Origin of the sequence: Thalassospira sp. MCCC 1A01148 (assembly GCF_001613795.1) — a bacterium.
Taxonomy (GTDB): domain Bacteria; phylum Pseudomonadota; class Alphaproteobacteria; order Rhodospirillales; family Thalassospiraceae; genus Thalassospira.
In genome coordinates this window covers 1,245,418-1,264,723 of the sequence record NZ_LPVZ01000020.1, presented here as the reverse complement: position 1 = coordinate 1,264,723, position 19,306 = coordinate 1,245,418, and the positions used below count along the sequence as shown (strand labels likewise).

Genomic DNA, 19,306 nt, shown 5'->3' with positions numbered 1-19,306 from the left:
TGATATTCAGATCGTTTATGCGCGATCAGCCATTCAGGAAACCGACGATTTCCTTGACCTCTTTGAGGATCGGCTGGGCGATGGTGTCAGCCCGTTGCGCGCCCTTGGCCAGAACGGAATCGATATAGGCCGGATCGGCTTTCAGACGTGCCATTTCCTCGGTAATTGGTGCCAGATTTTCGACAACCACGTCGGTCAGCGCCTGTTTGAAGCCAGAGAACTGGGTGCCGCCATGTTCTGCCAGAACCGCATCGACCGTGCTGTCGGTAAGCGCAGCATAAATGGTGATCAGGTTCTTGGCTTCCGGGCGGCCTTCAAGACCGGCGGCCTCGGATGGCAGCGGCTCCGGATCGGTTTTTGCCTTGCGGATCTTTTTGGCCAGCGTTTCGGCATCATCGGTCATGTTGATGCGTGACATGTCCGATGCATCGGACTTTGACATCTTTTTCGAGCCGTCACGCAGTGACATCACACGCGTCGCCGGACCCAGGATCAGGGGTTCGGGCTGCGGGAAGAAGCCTTCGACCTCGTAATCGGTGTTGAATTTCAAGGCGATGTCACGTGCCAGTTCAAGGTGCTGCTTCTGGTCTTCGCCGACCGGTACATGGGTCGCCTTGTAGGCAAGAATGTCAGCCGCCATCAGGCTCGGATACGCGTAAAGACCGAGCGACGCGTTTTCGCGATGCTTGCCCGCCTTTTCCTTGAACTGGGTCATGCGGTTCATCCAGCCGATGCGCGCGACACAGTTAAAGATCCAGGCCAGTTCGGCATGGGCGGAAACCTGGCTTTGGTTAAACAGCACCTGATTTTCCGGATCAATGCCCGAAGCAATCATGCTGGCCGCCAGTTCGCGAATGTTGGAACGCAGTTCCTTGGGGTCTTGCCAGACCGTGATGGCATGCATGTCGACCACGCAGAAGATGCATTCATATTTCTTCTGCAGTTCGACCCAGTTGCGGATCGCGCCAAGATAGTTGCCAAGGTGAAGGTTACCGGTGGGCTGAGCGCCCGAAAACACACGTTCCATAACGTCGTCGTCCATTTCAATCTATGTTTAACAGGGCCTGCATACTCCGCCAGGTTTTGGACACCCGCCGGCGGACGAGCATGCAAGCAAACAGCGCGCGAGTTTAGGGTCTGGCCCGATTTGGTCAAGCTGCTTGTCTGGAAACGTGTCGATTAATTGCGATCAGGCGGGTTTTCCGCGTGTAGGGCCAAGAACCGATAATCTGACAGGAATGGCAGTCGTTCTAATTTCTAAATCCAAGAAAAACCCCGTCGCGCGGGTCGGCATCACGTGCAAGGGGTTAGACGCAGGAGTTGGCAATTAGAACGACTGTCCTTTGGATCAATCAGATTGGCACGGGCTACTTTGTCGCAAATCCTTGAAAGATATGTATCTTCCTGCGGTTTTGCTTCGCGTATCCGCACAAATCTGATTGACCATTCCCGCCAGATTATCGGTTCTTGGCCCTGAGCGTCGCCTTGAGCTCGGAAAAGCTGGTCGCGCCAAGCAGTTGGGCGCTGACCGCATAGACCGCCATGCCCCCGCCAACACAGATCGCCATGGTGATGATGCGTGTGATCGAAAGCGCGTCATTTTGCCAGAAGGCATCAATGGCAAACCAAAGTACCGATCCCATCAGGGCGGAAGCCAGAAGAATGCGCGGCACACGTTTTAAAAGGCGGGCATCAAATGTCAGGTCACCGCGCCGACGCAAAAGGAAGCCAAGCGACATCGCATTGACCCACACCGAGACAGAGGTGGCCGCTGCAATACCGAGATGCCCGAACCATGGCATCAAAACCACGATCAGAACGATGTTGAGCACCATGCAGGAAATGCCAATGCGGATCGGTGTTTTGGTGTCTTCGCGCGCAAAGAAGCCCGGTGCCAGCACCTTGACCAGAACCGAGGCCGGCAAGCCAAAGGCAAAAACGGTCAGCGCCATGCCGGTCATAAGGGTTTCCTCGGATCCAAAGGCGCCGCGTTCAAACAGGACATTGATCACCGGCAGGCCCATGACACCAAGGGCAACCGCCGCCGGCAGGGTCAGAAGGAGGGCGATTTCAATGCCGCGATTCTGGCTATACATGGCGGTTTTGGGATCATCGCCCTGCAATTGGCGCGAAAGCGTCGGCAAAAGGGCGGTGCCAATGGCAATGCCAATTACGCCAAGCGGCAGTTGCTGAACGCGATCGGCGTAATACAGCCACGAAACTGCGCCATCAGATACAAGGGACGCCAGCATGGTGTCGATCAGAAGATTGATCTGATAAACGCCTGCCCCGATCATGCCCGGAATCATGCGTTTGCCCAGAAGCTTGATCCGGTCGTCAACGCGTGGCAGCTGCCATTTGATGGCAAAACCGGCCCGCTTGCAGGCAATCACCATGGCAACGAATTGTGCCACGCCTGCAATCGCGACCCCCCAAGCAAGGGCATGGGCCGGTGTTTCGGTGACCGGTGTCAGGCCAAGCAAGGCACCGATCAGACAGATATTGAGAATGATCGGCGCGGCTGCGGCCGCAGCATAGCGATGAAGCGTATTCATCACGCCTGACATCAGCGCAACGGCGGAAATAAACGCAAGATACGGGAAGGTGATGCGCGACAGTTCGACGGCGAGCGCGAATTTTTCCGGGTCTTCGGCAAAACCCGGCGCAAACACATACATCGCCCAGGGCATCAGGATTTCGATGATTGCGACCAGAAAGCCGGTGATCAGAACCAGCATCGACATGGCGCGCGCAGCAAATTCGCGGGCGATATCCAGACCGCGTTTTTCAATGTCGCCAGCCAGAAGCGGGATGAAGGCTGCGGAAAACGCGCCTTCGCCAAACAGGCGGCGAAACAGGTTGGGGAACTTGAACGCCACGAAGAACGCATCGGCCATGCCCCCGGCACCGAGCATCCCGGCGATCAGAATGTCGCGGCAAAATCCCAGCAAACGGGACAGCAAGGTAAAACCACTGACGGTGGCAATAGAGCGGACAAGCGACATGCGTTGGCGTTCCGAAACAGGGCGTCTGTAAAAAGGCCGACAAGGTGTCTGGCAATTGCGGCGAATTTTGCGGGCGGTCCCGCATGTGTGAGAAAATCTGACAGCCGAAAGTGAAGAAGTCGTAATGACGGGCACTTACAGGCGGCGCTTATATCGCATTTTTGTGAAAGTGATTGAATCAGGTGATTTTTTTGCGGCTCCTGTGACAGCCGTCACAGAAAAAGCGTTGCAGAGGACCTAAATTCGATCTCGCTGAGGATTCGTTGGGACGCGAGCCTCGATATTGGACGGGCGGGGAATACAGGGATCCACCTCAACCTGCTGCACTCCGAGGATTTCGACACCGTGGATAACAGGTCACGCTGTCGGATTTGGTTTTACCCTTCCTCGTCCGTCGCAATTTCCAAAACATAATTCGAGCACCGTACCGGCCAAATTGGTCGGGACAGCCGGATCTGACCCATACCGTGGCGTTGCTGATGGTAGCGCATGGGTATTGGGTCGATCCGGTTTGTGCGCATCTTTTATGCTGAAAGATCGGGATCAGTCGTTGCGAATCGCCTGTGTCAGGGTTTCCTTGACCTGGACAAACTTGGTGCGGCTGTCGATCTTGAGCCCGAACACATCCTTTACATAGAAAACGTCAACCGCGCGCTCGCCAAAGGTGGAAATCCGGGCCGAGGCGATTTGCATGGACAGATCGCGCAGCGCACGTGTGATGTCATAGAGCAGTCCCAGTCTGTCGCGCGCGGTGATTTCAATCACCGTATGGGTGCGGCTGGCCTTGTTGTCGATAATGACATTGGGCTCGACCTTGAACACGGCCGTGCGGTGCTTGTTGTCCTTGGTCTGGCGGCGTTCGATTTCCTGACTGGGGCGAATCTGCCCGGAAATGACCTTTTCCAGGGTTTCGCGCAGGCGTTCGAGTTTGGTGGAGTCGTTAAACGCCTCGCCATTGGTGTCCTGCACGAAAAAGGTATCAAGTGCCATGCCATCGGCAAGGGTCAGGATCTTTGCATCGACCACGTTGGCCCCACACAGCGCCATTGCGCCTGCAATCTGGGAAAACAGGCCGGGATGGTCCGTGCAATGCACAGTGATTTCGGTGGCGTCGATTTCTGTATCGATTCGCACATCGACCGTGATATCGGCCCCGGATTCACGGGCCTTGTGCGTCAGGTGTGCGTGATGAACGTGAATATCGGTATCGAAACTCAGCCAATAGGACGGATAACCGCGCTCGATAAAGTCTTCGATATCCTGTTCCGGCCAGTCTTTCAGCGCATCGCGGAGCGCTGCTTGTGCATTTGCAACGCGCGAATCGCGGCTATCGGCATTCAGACCACCCGAGAGCATGTCATCAGTGGCGTAATAAAGTTCGCGCAGAAGGGTCGCCTTCCAGCCATTCCAGACATTGGGACCGACCGCACGGATATCGGCCACCGTCAGGCACAGCAACAAGCGCAAGCGTTCCTGGGATTGCACCAGATCGGCAAAGGCGCGAATGGTGCTGGGATCATTCAGATCACGCTTGAACGCCGTCAGGCTCATCCACAGATGCGCCTTGACCAGCCAGGCGACCGCCTCGGTATCAGCCGGGGACAGCCCCAGACGCGGGCACAGCTTTTCAGCGACTTCGGCACCCAGTTCGGAATGATCGCCACCGCGTCCCTTGGCGATATCATGCAAGAGCACAGCGACATAAAGGACGCGCCGTGAAATCACCTGACCCATGATGCGGGTCGCGACAGGGGCGTCTTCGGCAAGTTCGCCACTTTCAATCTGATTGAGGATGCCGATGGCGCGGATGGTATGCTCGTCCACGGTATAGGTGTGGTACATGTCATACTGCATCTGGGCAACGACACGCCCGAAATCGGGGATGAAACGCCCCAGAACCCCGGCCTCGTTCATTTTACGAAGCGCAACATCCGGGCTGTCGCGCTGGGTGAGGATTTCAAGGAAAACCTCGTTGGCGTCGGGATCGTTTTGCAGCTTGTGATCAACGTATTTCAGGCTTTGTGTCACCCAGCGGAGCGTTTCGGGGTGAATGCCCACACCGTTTTGATGGGCGACCAGAAACAGGCGCAGGATCTTGATCGGGTCCTTTTTGAAGACATCAAGGCTTTCGACCGTCAGGCGGTCATTGCGCAATTCAAATCCGTCAATTTCCTTGGTGCCAAACAGCTTGCCGGGAAAGCGGATCAGCGGGCGGCGCTGATGGCTTTCTTCAAGGGCGGCACAGAAGATGCGCGTCAGATTCCCGACATGCTTCACCATCAGATAATAGTGCTTCATGAAGCGTTCGACGCCAGATGCCCCGGCATGATCGGTATAGCCAAGCCGTTCGGCAATTTCGCGCTGCATGTCAAAGGTCAGACGGTCTTCTTCGCGATCAGACAGGTAATGCAACCAGCAACGCACCGCCCACAGGAAGTTCTGTGCCTTCAGGAAGCCGCGCGCCTCCTTGCGGGTCAGGACCTTGAGTTCGACCAGCTCCATCGGGGAGTTGACCCGATAAAGGTATTTGCCGATCCAGAACAGGGTATGGAGATCGCGCAAGCCGCCTTTGCCATCCTTGACGTTGGGTTCAACCACATAGCGTGAATCCCCCATTCGCGTATGGCGTTCGTCACGTTCGCCAAGCTTCTTTTCGATGAATTCGATGCCGCTGCCCTTGACCAGCTCTTCGATGAAGCGGGTTCGGAACAGGTGATAGGTTTCTTCATCCCCCCAGACAAAGCGGCTTTCAAGCAGATTGGTGCGAATGGTGATGTCCTGTTTGCCCATGCGCAGGCAATCATCGACCGAGCGCGTCGCATGGCCGACCTTAAGGCCCAGATCCCACAGCATATAAAGGATGAATTCGACAACCTGTTCACCATGCGCAGTCTGTTTGTAGGGAAACAGAAACAGGATATCGACATCCGAATGCGGCGCCATATCGCCCCGGCCATAGCCGCCGACGGCCACCACCGACATGCGCTGTTCATTGGTCGGATTGTGCAGGGGATATTCAAATGTGGTGGCAAAATCATGGATCAGACGCACGATCTGATCCATCAGGAAACTGTTGGAAAAGACCGTGTCCTGCCCGGAATTGCTTTCTTCAAAACGCGCGCGGATAACCGCTCGCCCGGACTCCAGCACCGATTTCAGCTTATTGAGAACGGCGGTGCGCCGCTTGAAACTCTTGAGTGCGGGATCGTTGGCGATGGCCTCAAGCTCGGCAAAGACCTTTTTGCGGTCGATGATTTCGCGCTGCTTTTTGATCTTGTAGGTCACGAGGATCAGTTTCCTTTAAGCGCCCGAAGCCGATATAGCGCATCAAGCGCTTCGCGCGGGGTCATGTTATCGGGATCAAGATCGGTAACCGCATCAAGAACTGCCTTTTGATCCTCAGACAGGGCGGGGGTGTTTGCACGTTCTTCCTTGGCGGCTTGCTCGATCGCAACCGCAAACAGTGGCAGGTCATCTGCCAGTTTGGAAACAGCGCCCCCCTGTTCGCCCTTTTCTAGGGTCTTGAGAACCTGTTCGGCGCGCTTGATCACGGGTTTTGGCAGACCGGCGAGCTGGGCGACATGAATGCCATATGACCGATCGGCACTGCCAGCGCCAACTTCATGAAGGAAGACGACCTCGCCCTGCCATTCCTTGATCAGCATGGTATGGCACGACAGGTGTTTGAGCTTGGCAGCCAACGCGGTCAGTTCGTGATAGTGGGTGGCGAAAAGACCACGACACTGGTTGATTTCATGCAGGTTTTCAACCACGGCCCAGGCAATCGACAGGCCATCAAAGGTCGCGGTGCCACGCCCGATTTCATCAAGGATAACCAGCGAACGATCTGTTGCCTGATTAAGGATCGATGCGGTTTCGACCATTTCGACCATGAAGGTGGATCGCCCGCGTGCCAGATCATCGGCCGCGCCAACACGCGAAAACAGCCGGTCAATCACCCCGATATGGGCCTTGGCCGCCGGAACGAACGCGCCGATCTGGGCCAGAACCGCAATCAATGCATTCTGGCGCAGGAAGGTCGATTTACCAGCCATGTTCGGACCGGTGATCAGCCACAGGCTTTGTTCATCTTCAAGGCGGCAGTCATTGGCGACAAAGGGTGCGTCGCCATTTTCGCGCAAGGCGGCCTCGACCACCGGATGGCGGCCAGCGGTGATGTCAAAGGCAAGGCTGTCATCAATGTTCGGGCGAATACAACCCTGATCACGGGCCAGTTCGGCCAGGGCGGCAGATACATCAAGCCCGGCCAGGGCCTGGGCACATTTGGCGATGTCATCGGCCTTGGCAAGAACGGCGGCGACAAGTTCGTCAAACAGTTCAAGTTCAAGGGCAAGCGCCTGATCGCCTGCCTTGGAAACCTTGCTTTCAAGTTCGGAGAGTTCGACGGTGGTAAAGCGCACCGCATTGGCCATGGTCTGGCGGTGGATGAACTCATCGACCTCCATCATCTTGTCGGCGGTCTTGGCCGATACTTCGATGAAATAGCCCAGAACGTTGTTGTGCTTGACCTTGAGGTTGGAAATCCCGGTCTGTTCGGTATAGCGGGCCTGGAGATTGGCGATCAGCTTTTTGCTTTCGCTTGAAAGCATGCGCAGCTCATCAAGCGGCGGGTGATACCCCCCGGCGATAAAGCCGCCATCACGTGCCAGAAGCGGCAGGCTTTCGGCGATTGCCCGGCGCAACAGATCAATCAGATCGCCGTGATGGCCCATCATGGTCAAATGATCAGAAAGGGCTTCGGGCTGTGCGGTCAGGCCGTCATTGCCACCATCGGGTTTATTCAGAAGATTGCCAATCGCAAAGGCACAGGACAGGCCATCGCGCATCGCGGCCAGATCACGCGGACCACCACGCCCGACCGACAGGCGGGACAACGCGCGTTCGATATCGGGGCATTCGCCAAGGGCAGCACGCAGATCTGATCGCAACCCATCGCGATCATGGAAATATTCCACCAGATCAAGGCGCTTGTTGACCTCGTCCGCGTTGGTCAGCGGGGCGGACAGGCGGGCGGCCAGCAAGCGTGCCCCGGCACCGGTGCGGGTACGGTCAATGACCGACAGCAACGATCCCTTGCGTTCGCCCGACTGGGTCTGGATCAGTTCAAGGGATCTACGGGTGGCAGCATCGATTTCCATCGCTGCCCCCTCTGCCACGCGGGTCGGCGGGGCAAGGCGGGGCATCTGGCCCTTTTGGGTCAGTTCGACATAATCAATCAGCGCGCCAGCGGCTGAAAGCTCGGCGACCTCAAAACCGCCAAAGGCATCAAGGGCCTCGACCTCATAGAGCTTTTTAAGCCTGAGCTGGGCGTTTTCGGCATCAAAGCGTGCGGTCGGCTGCGGGGTGATGATGTTTTTATATTCGCCGTAGATGTCGAACACTTCGGAACGGTTCAGCATCTTTTCCGAAAACAGGATCTCGCCCGGATCAAGGCGGGCAAGGGCGGCACCGAGGCCCGCCATATCGGATGGCTGCACAAAGAAATCACCGGTCGACATATCAAGCCACGCCAGCCCGATCTTGCCACGGACTTCCGATACGGCAGCCAGATAATTGTGGCGCCGTGCATCAAGCAGACTGTCTTCGGTAAGGGTGCCCGGCGTGATCAGGCGCACGACACCGCGTTTGACCACGGATTTGGCACCGCGTTTCTTGGCTTCGGCCGGGTCTTCCATCTGTTCACAGACGGCCACCCGGAAGCCCTTGCGGATCAGGCGCTGCAGATAGGTTTCGTGACTATGGACGGGAACACCGGCCATGGGAATTTCGTTACCTTGATGTTTGCCGCGTTTTGTCAGGGCAATATCAAGGGCTTCGGCGGCCTTGACCGCATCGTCAAAGAACAGCTCGTAGAAATCGCCCATCCTATAGAACAGCAGGCAGTCCTGATACTGTTCCTTGATTTCAAGGAACTGCATCATCATCGGCGTCGCGCCTTCCTTGGAGAAAGAAGGTGCGGTAGGTGTGGTATCGGAAGTATCGGCGATCTGGTTCATAATGACTTGATAGCAAACCCTGAAGGCAAAGACGAGAGCAGGAAACTGGCGGGGTGATAAAACTTGATCTATGCCATTGCAACGCCTGAATTTCTGCGAATATATAAAGATCGTGACCAACAACCAACTGTCGTTTCCCGCGACAGAATAACAGTGAGCAAGGAGCGTACAAAATGGCAGAAGAACAGACCATCCCGCAGGCCCCGGAACTGGTCGGACTGTTTGATACCAAGGACGGTTTCGATGCGGCTCTGCGTGCGCTCCGCGATGCCGGGTTTGAGCGCACCGATCTGTCGGTTTTGAGCTCCCATGAATCCATCGACGTGGCTGGCAAGGATGGTCGGTCCTGGTCCGATGTGCTGACAGCACTTGTGGGTGAAGCCAAATATGAAGTGCCGCTGGTGGCGTCCGGTGCGATTGCATTGTTTGGTGGCGCGGCAACCGCGGCGGCTGCGATCGCGGTCGGGGCCGGTGTTGGCGCAGTCGCACTTCGTGAATTTATCGAAGAAGTGACATCCACCCCGCATACCGAGGATTTCGCCCGCGCGGTTGATGCCGGGTCTGTCATCCTTTGGGTGCGGATTGACCCGGACCATGACGGTGCCGAGGACAAGGCACGCGCCATTCTTGAAAAGAACGGGGCGACCAACATCCATATGCATATGCCGAAATAAGCTGACGAACTGTCAGGCGACAGAGTCTGGCGGCTTTGCAGGACTTTGACAGATGCCGATACAGGAATGCGGGGGCCAGAGCCCCCGTTTTTCGTATCATGGAAAATTCACGTTATTGCGATTGCCGTGGCCGCGATTGCGCAGTGCAACAGATCATGCGTGGCATCCCGTTATTTGGCGATACCGGATTACAATGCTGAAAAACCAAGGCTTATTGCCAATCCATGCCTTGATGGGTGATCGGTCATATCTGTTTGGCGGGTAAAACATCGTCGCTAAACAGATGCGTTCTGGTGTTGATGGTGCGGCGCAACATACGGAAAACGCTACGTAATTTTGCGGTTGCCGTTAACGTCGCCTTTGACCCGCGACCCGAAGCCTGATTTATTGGGCGGTCCGACATGACGGTCCCACACCGGAAATTTGTCGATCAGGAAAATCTACACTCAAGAACAACACAGACCGATCAGGTCGATTTCCATCTCACCACGCAAGCGTCAGTGAAAACATAATGTCAGATACAGAAATCAAGGTTCGTGACCGTGAAGCGCTGCTGTTCCATTCCAGCGGGCGCCCCGGCAAAATCGAAATCACCGCATCCAAACCGCTGACCACTCAGCGCGACCTATCGCTGGCCTATTCGCCGGGTGTTGCGGTGCCGTGTCTTGAAATCGCCAAGAACCCGGCGACTGCCTATGATTATACCTCCAAGGGCAATATCGTTGCGGTTATCTCCAACGGGACGGCCGTGCTTGGCCTTGGCAATCTGGGGGCGCTGGCCTCCAAGCCGGTAATGGAAGGCAAGGCGGTTCTGTTCAAGCGCTTTGCAGATGTGGACGGGCTTGATCTTGAAGTTTCGACCGAAGACGTTGACGAGTTCGTCAATTGCGTGCGTTTCCTTGGCGCATCGTTCGGCGGGATTAACCTTGAAGACATCAAGGCCCCGGAATGCTTCATCATCGAACAGCGTCTGCGCGAGGTCATGGACATTCCGGTGTTCCATGATGACCAGCATGGCACCGCAATCATTGCGGCATCGGGCCTGATCAATGCCTGTGACCTGACGGGGCGCAAGCTTGAAGACATCAAGCTTGTCATCAATGGTGCCGGTGCAGCCGCCATTGCCTGCTGCGAGCTGGTCAAAAGCATGGGTGTCGCCCATGACAACGTGATCATGTGTGACTCGCGCGGTGTGATCTACAAGGGCCGTGAAGACGGCATGAACCAGTGGAAATCGGCCCATGCGGCAGATACCGATGCACGTTCGCTTGAAGATGCAATGGCTGGTGCGGATGCGTTCTTTGGCCTGTCGGTCAAGGGGGCGGTGACGTCGGCCATGGTCAAAAGCATGGCCAAACAACCGATCATCTTTGCCATGGCCAACCCGGATCCGGAGATTTCCCCGGAAGAGGTTGCCTCCATCCGTAATGACGCGATCTGCGCGACCGGGCGTTCGGACTATCCGAACCAGATCAACAACGTGCTTGGCTTCCCCTATATCTTCCGCGGTGCGCTTGATGTGCAGGCATCCACGATCAACGAGGAAATGAAGATTGCCGCCGCACAGGCCGTGGCATCCCTTGCCCGTGAAGATGTGCCCGATGAAGTGGCGGCGGCTTATTCCGGGCGTCGTTTGCAATATGGTCCGGAATATATCATCCCGGCACCGTTTGACCCGCGTCTGATCATGGCCGTGCCCAAGGCCGTGGCCCAGGCCGCCATGGATAGCGGTGTGGCGCGTCGCCCGATCATTGACATGGAAGAATATGAAAACCAGCTGCGTGGTCGCCTTGATCCGACCGCGGCACACTTGCAGCTGATTTCCGACTATGTCCGTGCGCACCCGAAACGCATTGCGTTCGCCGAGGGCGAGGAAGAAACCGTGATCCGTGCGGCGGTGGCCTATCGCAATTCGGGCTATGGCACGCCGATCCTGATCGGCCGTGAGGACCGCATTGCTGAAAGTGCCAAAAAGCTTGGCATCGAGAGCCTTGACGGGGTTGAGATCAATAACGCGGCACTTTCGGCCCATAACAGCGAATATGCCGAGTTCATGTATGAACGTCTGCAGCGCAAAGGGTATTTGTGGCGCGATTGCCAGCGCATGGTGAACCAGAAGCGTAACGTGTTTGCGTCCGTGATGGTCGCCAAGGGCCATGCCGATGGTCTGATCACTGGTCTGACCCGGAACTTCAATCGCAGCTTTGCGGATATCGCCAGCGTGATTGACGCCAAAGAGGGCGAAATCCCGATGGGCCTTTCGATTGCGATTGCCAAGGGCCGGACGGTGTTCATCGCCGATACCCGCGTTCATAACGTGCCCAATGCTGAAGAACTGGCAGAGATCGCCATTCAGGCCGCTGAGAAAGCCCGCCAGATGGGCCATGAGCCGCGTGTGGCGATGGTTTCGCACTCGACCTTTGGCAACCCGTATAGCGAGGATACCGACCGTATCCGTGAAGCGGTTGGCATTCTGGAAAACAGCAATGTTGATTTCGAGTACGATGGTGACATGGCGGTTGATGTCGCGCTCGATACCGAGCTTCTGAAGCTTTATCCATTCTGCCGGCTGTCGGGCCCGGCCAACGTTCTGGTCATGCCGGCACTGCATGCGGCGACCACGGCATCGAAGCTGCTTGACAAGCTTGGCGGTGGGACGGTGGTTGGTCCGGTGATGATCGGCATGGAAAAACCGGCCCAGATCGCCCAGATGGGGGCGACCGTGAACGATCTGGTCAACCTCGCTGCCCTTGCCGCCCACGAGGCAGAGCACGGCTAATCCGGCCAGGAAAACACAACAAAAAGGCGGAGCTGGTTTTTCAGTCTCCGCCTTTTTTCTGTTCGGGGTCTATTCGCGGTCTGTCAGGCGGGCGTTCGGGGGTTATTCAACAGCCTGCCCAAAGATGGCAATGATCAGATCGAATATCACGTTTCTTGCTCGGACCTTTGGAAGGTGGTGTGCTGATCTTCAAGGACTGAAAACCGGTTTGCGGTCAATAGGGAGCTGACCCTGGCATATCAAACCCGGCCTGTATTGAGGCCATGGGCACGTTCAGGCCATAAATTCGTCCGGCGCATTTTGCGCAAGCAGGTGATATCCTGACACCTCGATGCCCATATGGATGCTTTTGAAGTTTGCATGTGACATCTGACCCGATTTTTGCCACATCATCCGGGCAAAACTTGGCAATTCAGACCAAAACCAAGAAAACAGGAACCGCTTATGGGCCCGTTGACCCGATTTTTTGCCGTTATCATGTTTTTCCCGCTGCTTGCGGCCTGTGAAGATGAACAGGTCAGCGGGCCGACCGCTGACGAAATCACCACGGCCGTCATCGAACGGTTTCGCGACGATCCCTATGCCAAGGTCGGCCATGTGGAAAACGTGACCAAGACCAACAGCATTTCCGAAGAAGACAATGAAGTGATTGTCATGGTTCGCTATGAACTTGTCTTTGACCGCACGGTCGCGGAATTTGCCGATGACGTGTCGGAAAAAGGCAAGGCAGCCGGGTCGATGGATGAAGTCGGCAATACGGTGCGCGATGCGCTTGATCTGGTGAAGACCAAGATGCTGACCCTTAAGGAAGGCGAGTACACTGTTGGCGACCGCCGGGTGATCGAAGACGAGATCCGCCTGCTGAAATCCGAGAATGGCTGGATTTATCGCGGCGGGTCGTAAGCTTCGATAGCTTCGATCCCGGAACGTGACACAAAAAAGGGACCCGGTTTGGGTCCCTTTTTTATAGATATGGTTTCCGGTTACTCTTCGAGTGCGGCCAGAACCTTGGGCGGGGGTGGCACATCACCAACCGCGAAGGTCAGGCCATCAAGTTCGTTGAGGTCATTGACGCTCATGATCGCGTGCAGGCTGTCGACATATTCAGCCCCGCGTTCGGAATATTTCGTCAGGGTTTCGGCCAGTTCCCAGCCAGTAATCATCTGGCCATCGGCGCGCAGTGCTGCACGGCGTTCGCGCAGTGACTGATAGGCCGGATGGGAATTGATGTTGCGTGCATAGGCCCGCACACTGTCCATAAGGCTTCCGAATGCCTTGATGACATGGGTTTTGCCCTCTTCGCGGCCCTTTGGCACGATGCCCTCGTCATCGCCCCAGGCCCACTGGCCAAACAGGGCGTTGCCCTGACGCACGAAGCGCGACGTTCCCCAACCGCTTTCCTCGGCCGACTGGGCAAGAATAAGCGAGGTCGGGATCACATCAATGCGTTCAAGCAGGGCCGTGATGCCGCCATCGGTGACGCGATAGCGTTTCATCTGCTGATTGACCCATTGCTGGTCCTTCGCGCTGACCGGGGTGCCGGAAATACCCTTGGCCTGAATGGCCATCAGACGTTCGCGGCGCGCGGTGATTTCTTCGTTCACCCGCATGGCCAGCGGCAGCATGATGCGCAGGAACAGCTGTTTGCGTTCATCAACCGATGCCAGTTCGCCAAGACCTTTCGGGACGCGCTTGATATAGACGCGCGGCACTTCACCCACTTCGGGCAGATGATAATCGATGCTTTTGAAATACTGGTTAAGCGCGACCACTTCAGGGCCGCGACGATAAACCGGTTTCTTTTTCTTGGTTTTGGTGTCTTTTGCTGTGACTTCAGCCGTCTCGGTGTCGAGACCTTCCGGAGTTGGCGAGAGATCAATTCCGGCGAAAATACCAATATACAGGAAAAATATTGCCCCGAAAATCGAGGCAAGCGCAGTATTCCTGTAGTTATTTGTTTTTGCGCTAGTCATTGTTGAATCTCCTGGATCAGTCAAACTGTCCATCCCAAGTGGAGGTTATCTATGCCTGCCGCAGCCAGTGATCGCAACGGGCAATATCCCCAAGAGTTGAAAACGCCAAGAAAACCTTTTCGTTGGGCGCAAATTTTTAACGCCCGGCGCGGGCATATGTTCGCGCCGGGCGTTCGAATTTGTTAACGACTCGTAAAAATGCCCGTGGTCAGTTCACCGGCTGGCTTTTGCCATTTGGCGCGGTAACATGACGGACAGGCCAGATCCGGGTGAACCGGTCTTATTCGGCCATGACCGGTTCGACGGCCTGAACTTCGGGCACGTAATAGCGCAGCATGTTCTCGATGCCCATCTTCAGCGTCGCGGTGCTGCTTGGGCAACCGGCGCATGCGCCGTGCATTTCAAGGAAGACCACGCCGTCTTCAAAACGGTGGAAGACGATATCACCGCCGTCCTGTGCAACCGCCGGGCGCACACGGGTATCAAGCAGTTCCTTGATCTGGCTGACCAGTTCATCATCGCCCTCGGCCGCAGAGCTGGTGCCGGTAGCCGCATTCGAATCCTGGTCAAGCACCGGCTGGCCCGAGGTGTAATGTTCCATGATTCCGCCAAGAATCTGCGGTTTCAGGGTCTGCCAGTCCTTGGAGTCATCCTTGGTGATGGTGATGAAATCACCGCCGAGGAAAACGCCAGCAATGCCATCAATTTCAAAAAGCTTGCGGGCAAGCGGTGATTTGATGGCTTCGTCACCCTTGACGAAGTTCGCAGTGCCAAGGCGGCCCATGACTTCCTCACCCGGGAGGAATTTGAGTGTCGCCGGATTCGGGGTCGGTTCTGTCTGAATGAACATTGTCGGCTTGTCCTCTCACTCTGATTGTCGGGGCTTATGCTGCCCGCTCAACAATCTCTATTTCATTTGGTTAGGCCCTAAATGGGGTAAAAAACACAAAAGATCAAGTCGCAGTGCGCAACTCAGGTATTCCATGAGCCGCAATCTGTGATCACTTTGGCGTCAGCGTTGCAGAATACTGCTGATTTCGCGCATCTGCGTACGCGCACGCAGAAGATAAAAACCAAGACCGGCAAGATGGTTCGGGAAGACGATGCCATCGGCCGACCCATTGACGACCACCATCGGATCAAGGGCGGCGGCGGCCTGAAGCGAGCCGATCATTTCCGCCCAGACCGACGCGATCTGGCGTTCATTGATGATCTGTTCGAAATCGGTGCCAAGATCACGCAAGATCAGGCTATAGGCATAAAGACGGCCCTTGGTGGCATAGAAAACATCATCGGCCGTACGATCAAAGATCGACGGGTTTTCGACCTTGTCATCAATCAGTGCCGAAGCCGAGCCAAGATCATTGGCAAAGCGGTTCAGTGTTTCCTGCAGGTTGTCGGCGCGGCGTTCAAAGACGGCCTCGCCATTCATCAGGCGCGCATTATAGCTTTCAAGCGACCGGATGGCCTGACGGTATTGCTGTTCGGAAGTAACGCCGGGCAGCAGCGAAACACCCGGATCAAACACCCATTTGTCGCCACGGAATTTCAAAAGACCGGCAGCATCATCAAGATCCGGGTCAACCTGGCTTGACCCGCGGGTGCGGCCGATCTGATCGGACAGTTCGATGGCAAAGCGCGACAGGGCATAGACGATGCCGGTCTGGAAGTTCGGCATGTTATCAAGTGCGGCACTTGGCAGGAAGAACGGGTCATTGGCCGTCCAGCGGTTCTGGTTGACCTCGCGATCAATCAGGCCCGCCGCAGTGCTAACCGCGTGGCTGCCGCCCTGGTAGTTGCCGGAAAAGTCAGGGTTGTCATCAATATGATGCACAATCGCCATGCCAGCCGGATAATAGATCACGGCAACCAGAACGATCACACCAAGGCTGCGCGCCCAGAACTTGCCCGACCCGAAAATGGCCTTGAGTCGTGCGCCAAATCCTGCAACGCCGCCTTTTTTGTAGAGATAATCGTCTTCAATCATGGCCTGTCCTGTGAATTGATCGGGCAATTGAACCTAGGCGCTGTGCAGCGAAACGGCAAGTCCATGATTTTACGCAGTGATGGTGATGAACGTCTCATAGGCTGCCAATCCAAGGAGTGTTTCAAGGTCATCTTCGGCCAGGGCAACACAGCCTTCGGTACCGGCATAATCGGGTTTGGCGATATGCATGAAGATCGCCGACCCCTTTCCGGGGACGGGCGGGTCGTCATTATGACCAAGAACGACGATGATGTTGTAGAGGTCATCGTCGCGAAACAGCTTTTCATGGCTGGCGTCAAAGGGCAGGCGGACCGGGCAGTTATAGTCCGGATGCTTTGGGTCATCACACCAGCCGTCCCAGAAGGAGATGGTGGTGACCGGAAGCCTGGTACGCGGGCAGGGCCTGCGATCAGCACGATACATGACATAGCGCAGCTGCCAGCGACCGGCGGGCGTTTTGCCATCGCCTTCGGTTTTGCTGTCGGCATCAATGACGCCGTTGACGCCAAGGGCACAGCGAAAACTGTGATCGCCCACACGCAAGATCCCGTCAGCCGAGGCAGACAGTTCAAGTGCTTGGGATGAAGACTGTGCAACAGCGTCGCTTTGCATTCTGTTCGCGGACCTTATCTGAATTGGTTGCAGGCGGTCTCAAGGTGCTGACGCGCCGATGGTGAAAAACAACAAAGGTAAATTTGTGGCATTCGGGGCACTTCGCCAGTCAGGTCACGAATCGTTGATACGGCGATTTTGGCGGCCTGGTCTTCCGGATACCCGAATATGCCTGTGGATATGGCAGGAAACGCGACAGATGCCAGTTTGTTCTCAAGCGCCAGCAAGATTGAATTGCGATAACAGTTCGCCAGCAAATCGGCCTCCCCCTGATTGCCGCCGTGCCAGACCGGCCCGACCGTATGGATGACGTGTTTTGCCTTTAATCCGAATCCCGGTGTGATCCGGGCGTGGCCGGTCGGGCAGGGGGCAAGCGCACGACAGGCATTTGCCAGTTCGGGCCCCGCCGCACGATGGATGGCACCGCAAACGCCGCCGCCCGGCAAAAGGGCCTCGTTTGCGGCATTGACGATGGCATCCACGTCAAGCGTGGTGATGTCGCCAGAGATGATTTTGATGGTGCGGGTCTTGTCGGTGTCTGTATCGCCGGTCACGAATAATATCCTGAAACGTGAACTTTGCCGTCTTTTCCACCCTGTAAGGGTAGACCCCCTGCACCAAAGTATTGTTACGCGACTGATAAGTCAAAAAACAACGCCCCGTCACATTTAACGGGGCGTTGTGCGTGAAATCGGTAACCGGTCCGAAGACGGGATCTGCGCCGGCTTATTTCCCGAGGCGAGTCACACCTTCTTCGATCAGTTTGGCAGCAGCTTCTGCGCCTTCCCAACCGGTGACTTTGACCCATTTGCCTTTTTCGAGATCCTTGTAACGCTCGAAGAAGTGCTGAATCTGGTCACGCAGGATCTGCGGCAGATCTTCGTGGGACTTGATGTCGGTGTAGTACGGGTCAATCTTGTCATGCGGCACGCAGATCAGTTTTTCGTCCTGACCGGCTTCGTCTTCCATGATCAGAACACCGATCGGACGTGCGCGGATGACGGAACCGGCAACGACCGGCTCGCGGAACATGACCATGGCATCAACCGGGTCACCATCTTCGCCCAGCGTGTTGGGGATGAAGCCATAATTGACCGGATAGTACATCGAGGTGTGCAGGAAACGGTCAACAAAGACAGCACCGGAGTCCTTGTCTACTTCGTATTTGACCGGTCCGCCCTGCGGAATTTCGATGACGACGTTTACGTCCCACGGAACATCCTTGCCAACGGCAATCTTGCTGAGATCCATCTGGGAAAATCCCTTTCGCTTTTTGAACGCATGCCCCGATCAACAGGGCGGCTGATATAAGTTTCGAAGATGCACAGATGCACCCGAAGGAAAATGATGCCGACCTTTTATCGCGAAACGCGGCTGCTTCCAAGGGGGTTGGAAATGATACTTTTGATCAGAAACCCTAGGCAGTCTTGGCTACGGGCAACAACGAGCTTTTGATCGGAACGAAGCGATCTGTGTCCGCCTCAAGACTTTTGAAATAGCCGGGGTTCTTGGAAGCTTTTGCATGGCGGTTGGGCATCGAACGCCCATGAAATAGATGCAGGACCGGAGAGTCGTACTCAACATTCTTGCGCTTCAGACCAGACCGGATCATGCGCAAGACAAAATCCGAGTCTTCCAGTCCGTGTCCTTCATAGGCTTCGTCAAAGCCACCAACTTTCAAGATGTCTTTGCGGAAGGCTGCAATGTTGCACCCTTGTGCTTTTTTCCAACAATCAGCATGTTCCCAAAGGCTTTTCTGGCTTTGCGGAATCGGAATGAACTGAAATGGGCGGTTACAATTTCCCGTCAGGCCCAGCATGAAGAGGATCCCGCGAGGCCATTTATGGAACCGAAGCCGGTTTTTCATCGCGAGTTTGGTAAAGCGGTTCTTCAGAAAAACCCGTTTTCCAGTGACAAAACAGTTCTCCTCTGCGGCCTTGCGATGTCTGGAGACGAAATCGGGCATCAGGCAGCAATCTCCGTCAGTGAAGACAATGATATCGCCTTCAGACATTGCGATCGCGCCGTTGCGCACACGTGACAAACGATAACCCTGATCTTCCTGCCAGAAATGCTTGATCGGAACAGGGGACTTTTCCTGCATTCTGGCGATGGTTTCGGCAGTTTCTGGTCCGGAGCCATCATCTGCAACAATCACCTCGAAATTATCGTCCTTCTGGTCGATCAGCGATTGCAAAACCATTTCGAGTGCTTCGGGCCAATTATAGGTCGAAACAATGACTGAGACCTTATGCACGT

General features: G+C 55.8%; 14 protein-coding genes. 3 read left to right on the top strand and 11 right to left on the bottom strand.

The window, feature by feature from the left end:
- Positions 1-25: 25 nt before the first annotated feature.
- From trpS to mutS, 4 genes are all read right to left on the bottom strand, one after another.
- Positions 26-1,027, bottom strand: coding sequence for a tryptophan--tRNA ligase (gene trpS / locus AUQ43_RS15215; RefSeq protein WP_062957354.1), 1,002 nt, complete (start codon positions 1,025-1,027; stop codon positions 26-28).
- Positions 1,028-1,457: 430 nt separating this feature from the next.
- Complete coding sequence (gene murJ, locus AUQ43_RS15210; protein WP_062957043.1) at positions 1,458-3,005, bottom strand: murein biosynthesis integral membrane protein MurJ; 1,548 nt, start codon at positions 3,003-3,005, stop codon at positions 1,458-1,460.
- Positions 3,006-3,548: 543 nt separating this feature from the next.
- Positions 3,549-6,290 carry a [protein-PII] uridylyltransferase gene (locus AUQ43_RS15205; RefSeq protein ID WP_062957042.1) on the bottom strand — a complete coding sequence of 914 codons (2,742 nt, stop codon included), beginning with the start codon at positions 6,288-6,290 and terminating at the stop codon, positions 3,549-3,551.
- A 5-nt stretch (positions 6,291-6,295) separates the two neighbouring features.
- On the bottom strand, positions 6,296-9,022 hold the full coding sequence (mutS, locus tag AUQ43_RS15200; protein WP_062957041.1) for a DNA mismatch repair protein MutS: 2,727 nt from the start codon (positions 9,020-9,022) through the stop codon (positions 6,296-6,298).
- A gap of 173 nt (positions 9,023-9,195) precedes the next feature.
- On the opposite strand from mutS, the gene AUQ43_RS15195 reads away from it, so the two are divergent.
- The 3 genes from AUQ43_RS15195 to AUQ43_RS15185 all read left to right on the top strand — a co-directional run bounded on the left by AUQ43_RS15195 (position 9,196) and on the right by AUQ43_RS15185 (position 13,378).
- A complete protein-coding gene (locus AUQ43_RS15195) occupies positions 9,196-9,696 on the top strand; it encodes a hypothetical protein (RefSeq protein WP_062957040.1) in 501 nt (166 codons plus the stop codon).
- Between the two features lie 511 nt (positions 9,697-10,207).
- A complete protein-coding gene (locus tag AUQ43_RS15190; RefSeq protein ID WP_062957039.1) occupies positions 10,208-12,475 on the top strand; it encodes an NADP-dependent malic enzyme in 2,268 nt (755 codons plus the stop codon).
- A gap of 444 nt (positions 12,476-12,919) precedes the next feature.
- On the top strand, positions 12,920-13,378 hold the full coding sequence (locus tag AUQ43_RS15185) for a hypothetical protein (protein ID WP_062957038.1): 459 nt from the start codon (positions 12,920-12,922) through the stop codon (positions 13,376-13,378).
- Positions 13,379-13,458: 80 nt separating this feature from the next.
- On the opposite strand, the gene AUQ43_RS15180 is transcribed toward AUQ43_RS15185, so the two are convergent.
- The 7 genes from AUQ43_RS15180 to AUQ43_RS15150 form a co-directional block, all read right to left on the bottom strand.
- Positions 13,459-14,448, bottom strand: a complete 990-nt coding sequence (locus AUQ43_RS15180; protein WP_062957037.1) for a glucosaminidase domain-containing protein — start codon at positions 14,446-14,448, stop codon at positions 13,459-13,461.
- Positions 14,449-14,728: 280 nt separating this feature from the next.
- Complete coding sequence (locus AUQ43_RS15175) at positions 14,729-15,298, bottom strand: NifU family protein (RefSeq protein ID WP_062957036.1); 570 nt, start codon at positions 15,296-15,298, stop codon at positions 14,729-14,731.
- 162 nt (positions 15,299-15,460) lie between these two features.
- On the bottom strand, positions 15,461-16,435 hold the full coding sequence (locus AUQ43_RS15170) for a DUF2333 family protein (RefSeq protein WP_062957035.1): 975 nt from the start codon (positions 16,433-16,435) through the stop codon (positions 15,461-15,463).
- Between the two features lie 69 nt (positions 16,436-16,504).
- Positions 16,505-17,047, bottom strand: coding sequence for a L,D-transpeptidase (locus AUQ43_RS15165; RefSeq protein ID WP_062957034.1), 543 nt, complete (start codon positions 17,045-17,047; stop codon positions 16,505-16,507).
- Positions 17,048-17,061: 14 nt separating this feature from the next.
- A complete protein-coding gene (locus tag AUQ43_RS15160; protein WP_232310697.1) occupies positions 17,062-17,601 on the bottom strand; it encodes an O-acetyl-ADP-ribose deacetylase in 540 nt (179 codons plus the stop codon).
- Positions 17,602-17,773: 172 nt separating this feature from the next.
- Positions 17,774-18,298: an inorganic diphosphatase gene (ppa, locus tag AUQ43_RS15155; protein ID WP_062957033.1), complete on the bottom strand. Its 525-nt coding sequence runs from the start codon at positions 18,296-18,298 to the stop codon at positions 17,774-17,776.
- Positions 18,299-18,464: 166 nt separating this feature from the next.
- Complete coding sequence (locus tag AUQ43_RS15150) at positions 18,465-19,304, bottom strand: glycosyltransferase family 2 protein (RefSeq protein WP_062957032.1); 840 nt, start codon at positions 19,302-19,304, stop codon at positions 18,465-18,467.
- Positions 19,305-19,306: the final 2 nt, after the last annotated feature.

Excerpts from the sequence above, each read along its gene's own strand:
- trpS (WP_062957354.1), bottom strand. The coding sequence starts at position 1,027 with ATGGAACGTGTGTTTTCGGGCGCTCAGCCCACCGGTAACCTTCACCTT.
- murJ (WP_062957043.1), bottom strand. The coding sequence starts at position 3,005 with ATGTCGCTTGTCCGCTCTATTGCCACCGTCAGTGGTTTTACCTTGCTG.
- mutS (WP_062957041.1), bottom strand. The coding sequence starts at position 9,022 with ATGAACCAGATCGCCGATACTTCCGATACCACACCTACCGCACCTTCT.
- AUQ43_RS15195 (WP_062957040.1), top strand. The coding sequence starts at position 9,196 with ATGGCAGAAGAACAGACCATCCCGCAGGCCCCGGAACTGGTCGGACTG.
- AUQ43_RS15190 (WP_062957039.1), top strand. The coding sequence starts at position 10,208 with ATGTCAGATACAGAAATCAAGGTTCGTGACCGTGAAGCGCTGCTGTTC.
- AUQ43_RS15185 (WP_062957038.1), top strand. The coding sequence starts at position 12,920 with ATGGGCCCGTTGACCCGATTTTTTGCCGTTATCATGTTTTTCCCGCTG.
- AUQ43_RS15180 (WP_062957037.1), bottom strand. The coding sequence starts at position 14,448 with ATGACTAGCGCAAAAACAAATAACTACAGGAATACTGCGCTTGCCTCG.
- AUQ43_RS15175 (WP_062957036.1), bottom strand. The coding sequence starts at position 15,298 with ATGTTCATTCAGACAGAACCGACCCCGAATCCGGCGACACTCAAATTC.
- AUQ43_RS15170 (WP_062957035.1), bottom strand. The coding sequence starts at position 16,435 with ATGATTGAAGACGATTATCTCTACAAAAAAGGCGGCGTTGCAGGATTT.
- AUQ43_RS15165 (WP_062957034.1), bottom strand. The coding sequence starts at position 17,047 with ATGCAAAGCGACGCTGTTGCACAGTCTTCATCCCAAGCACTTGAACTG.
- ppa (WP_062957033.1), bottom strand. The coding sequence starts at position 18,298 with ATGGATCTCAGCAAGATTGCCGTTGGCAAGGATGTTCCGTGGGACGTA.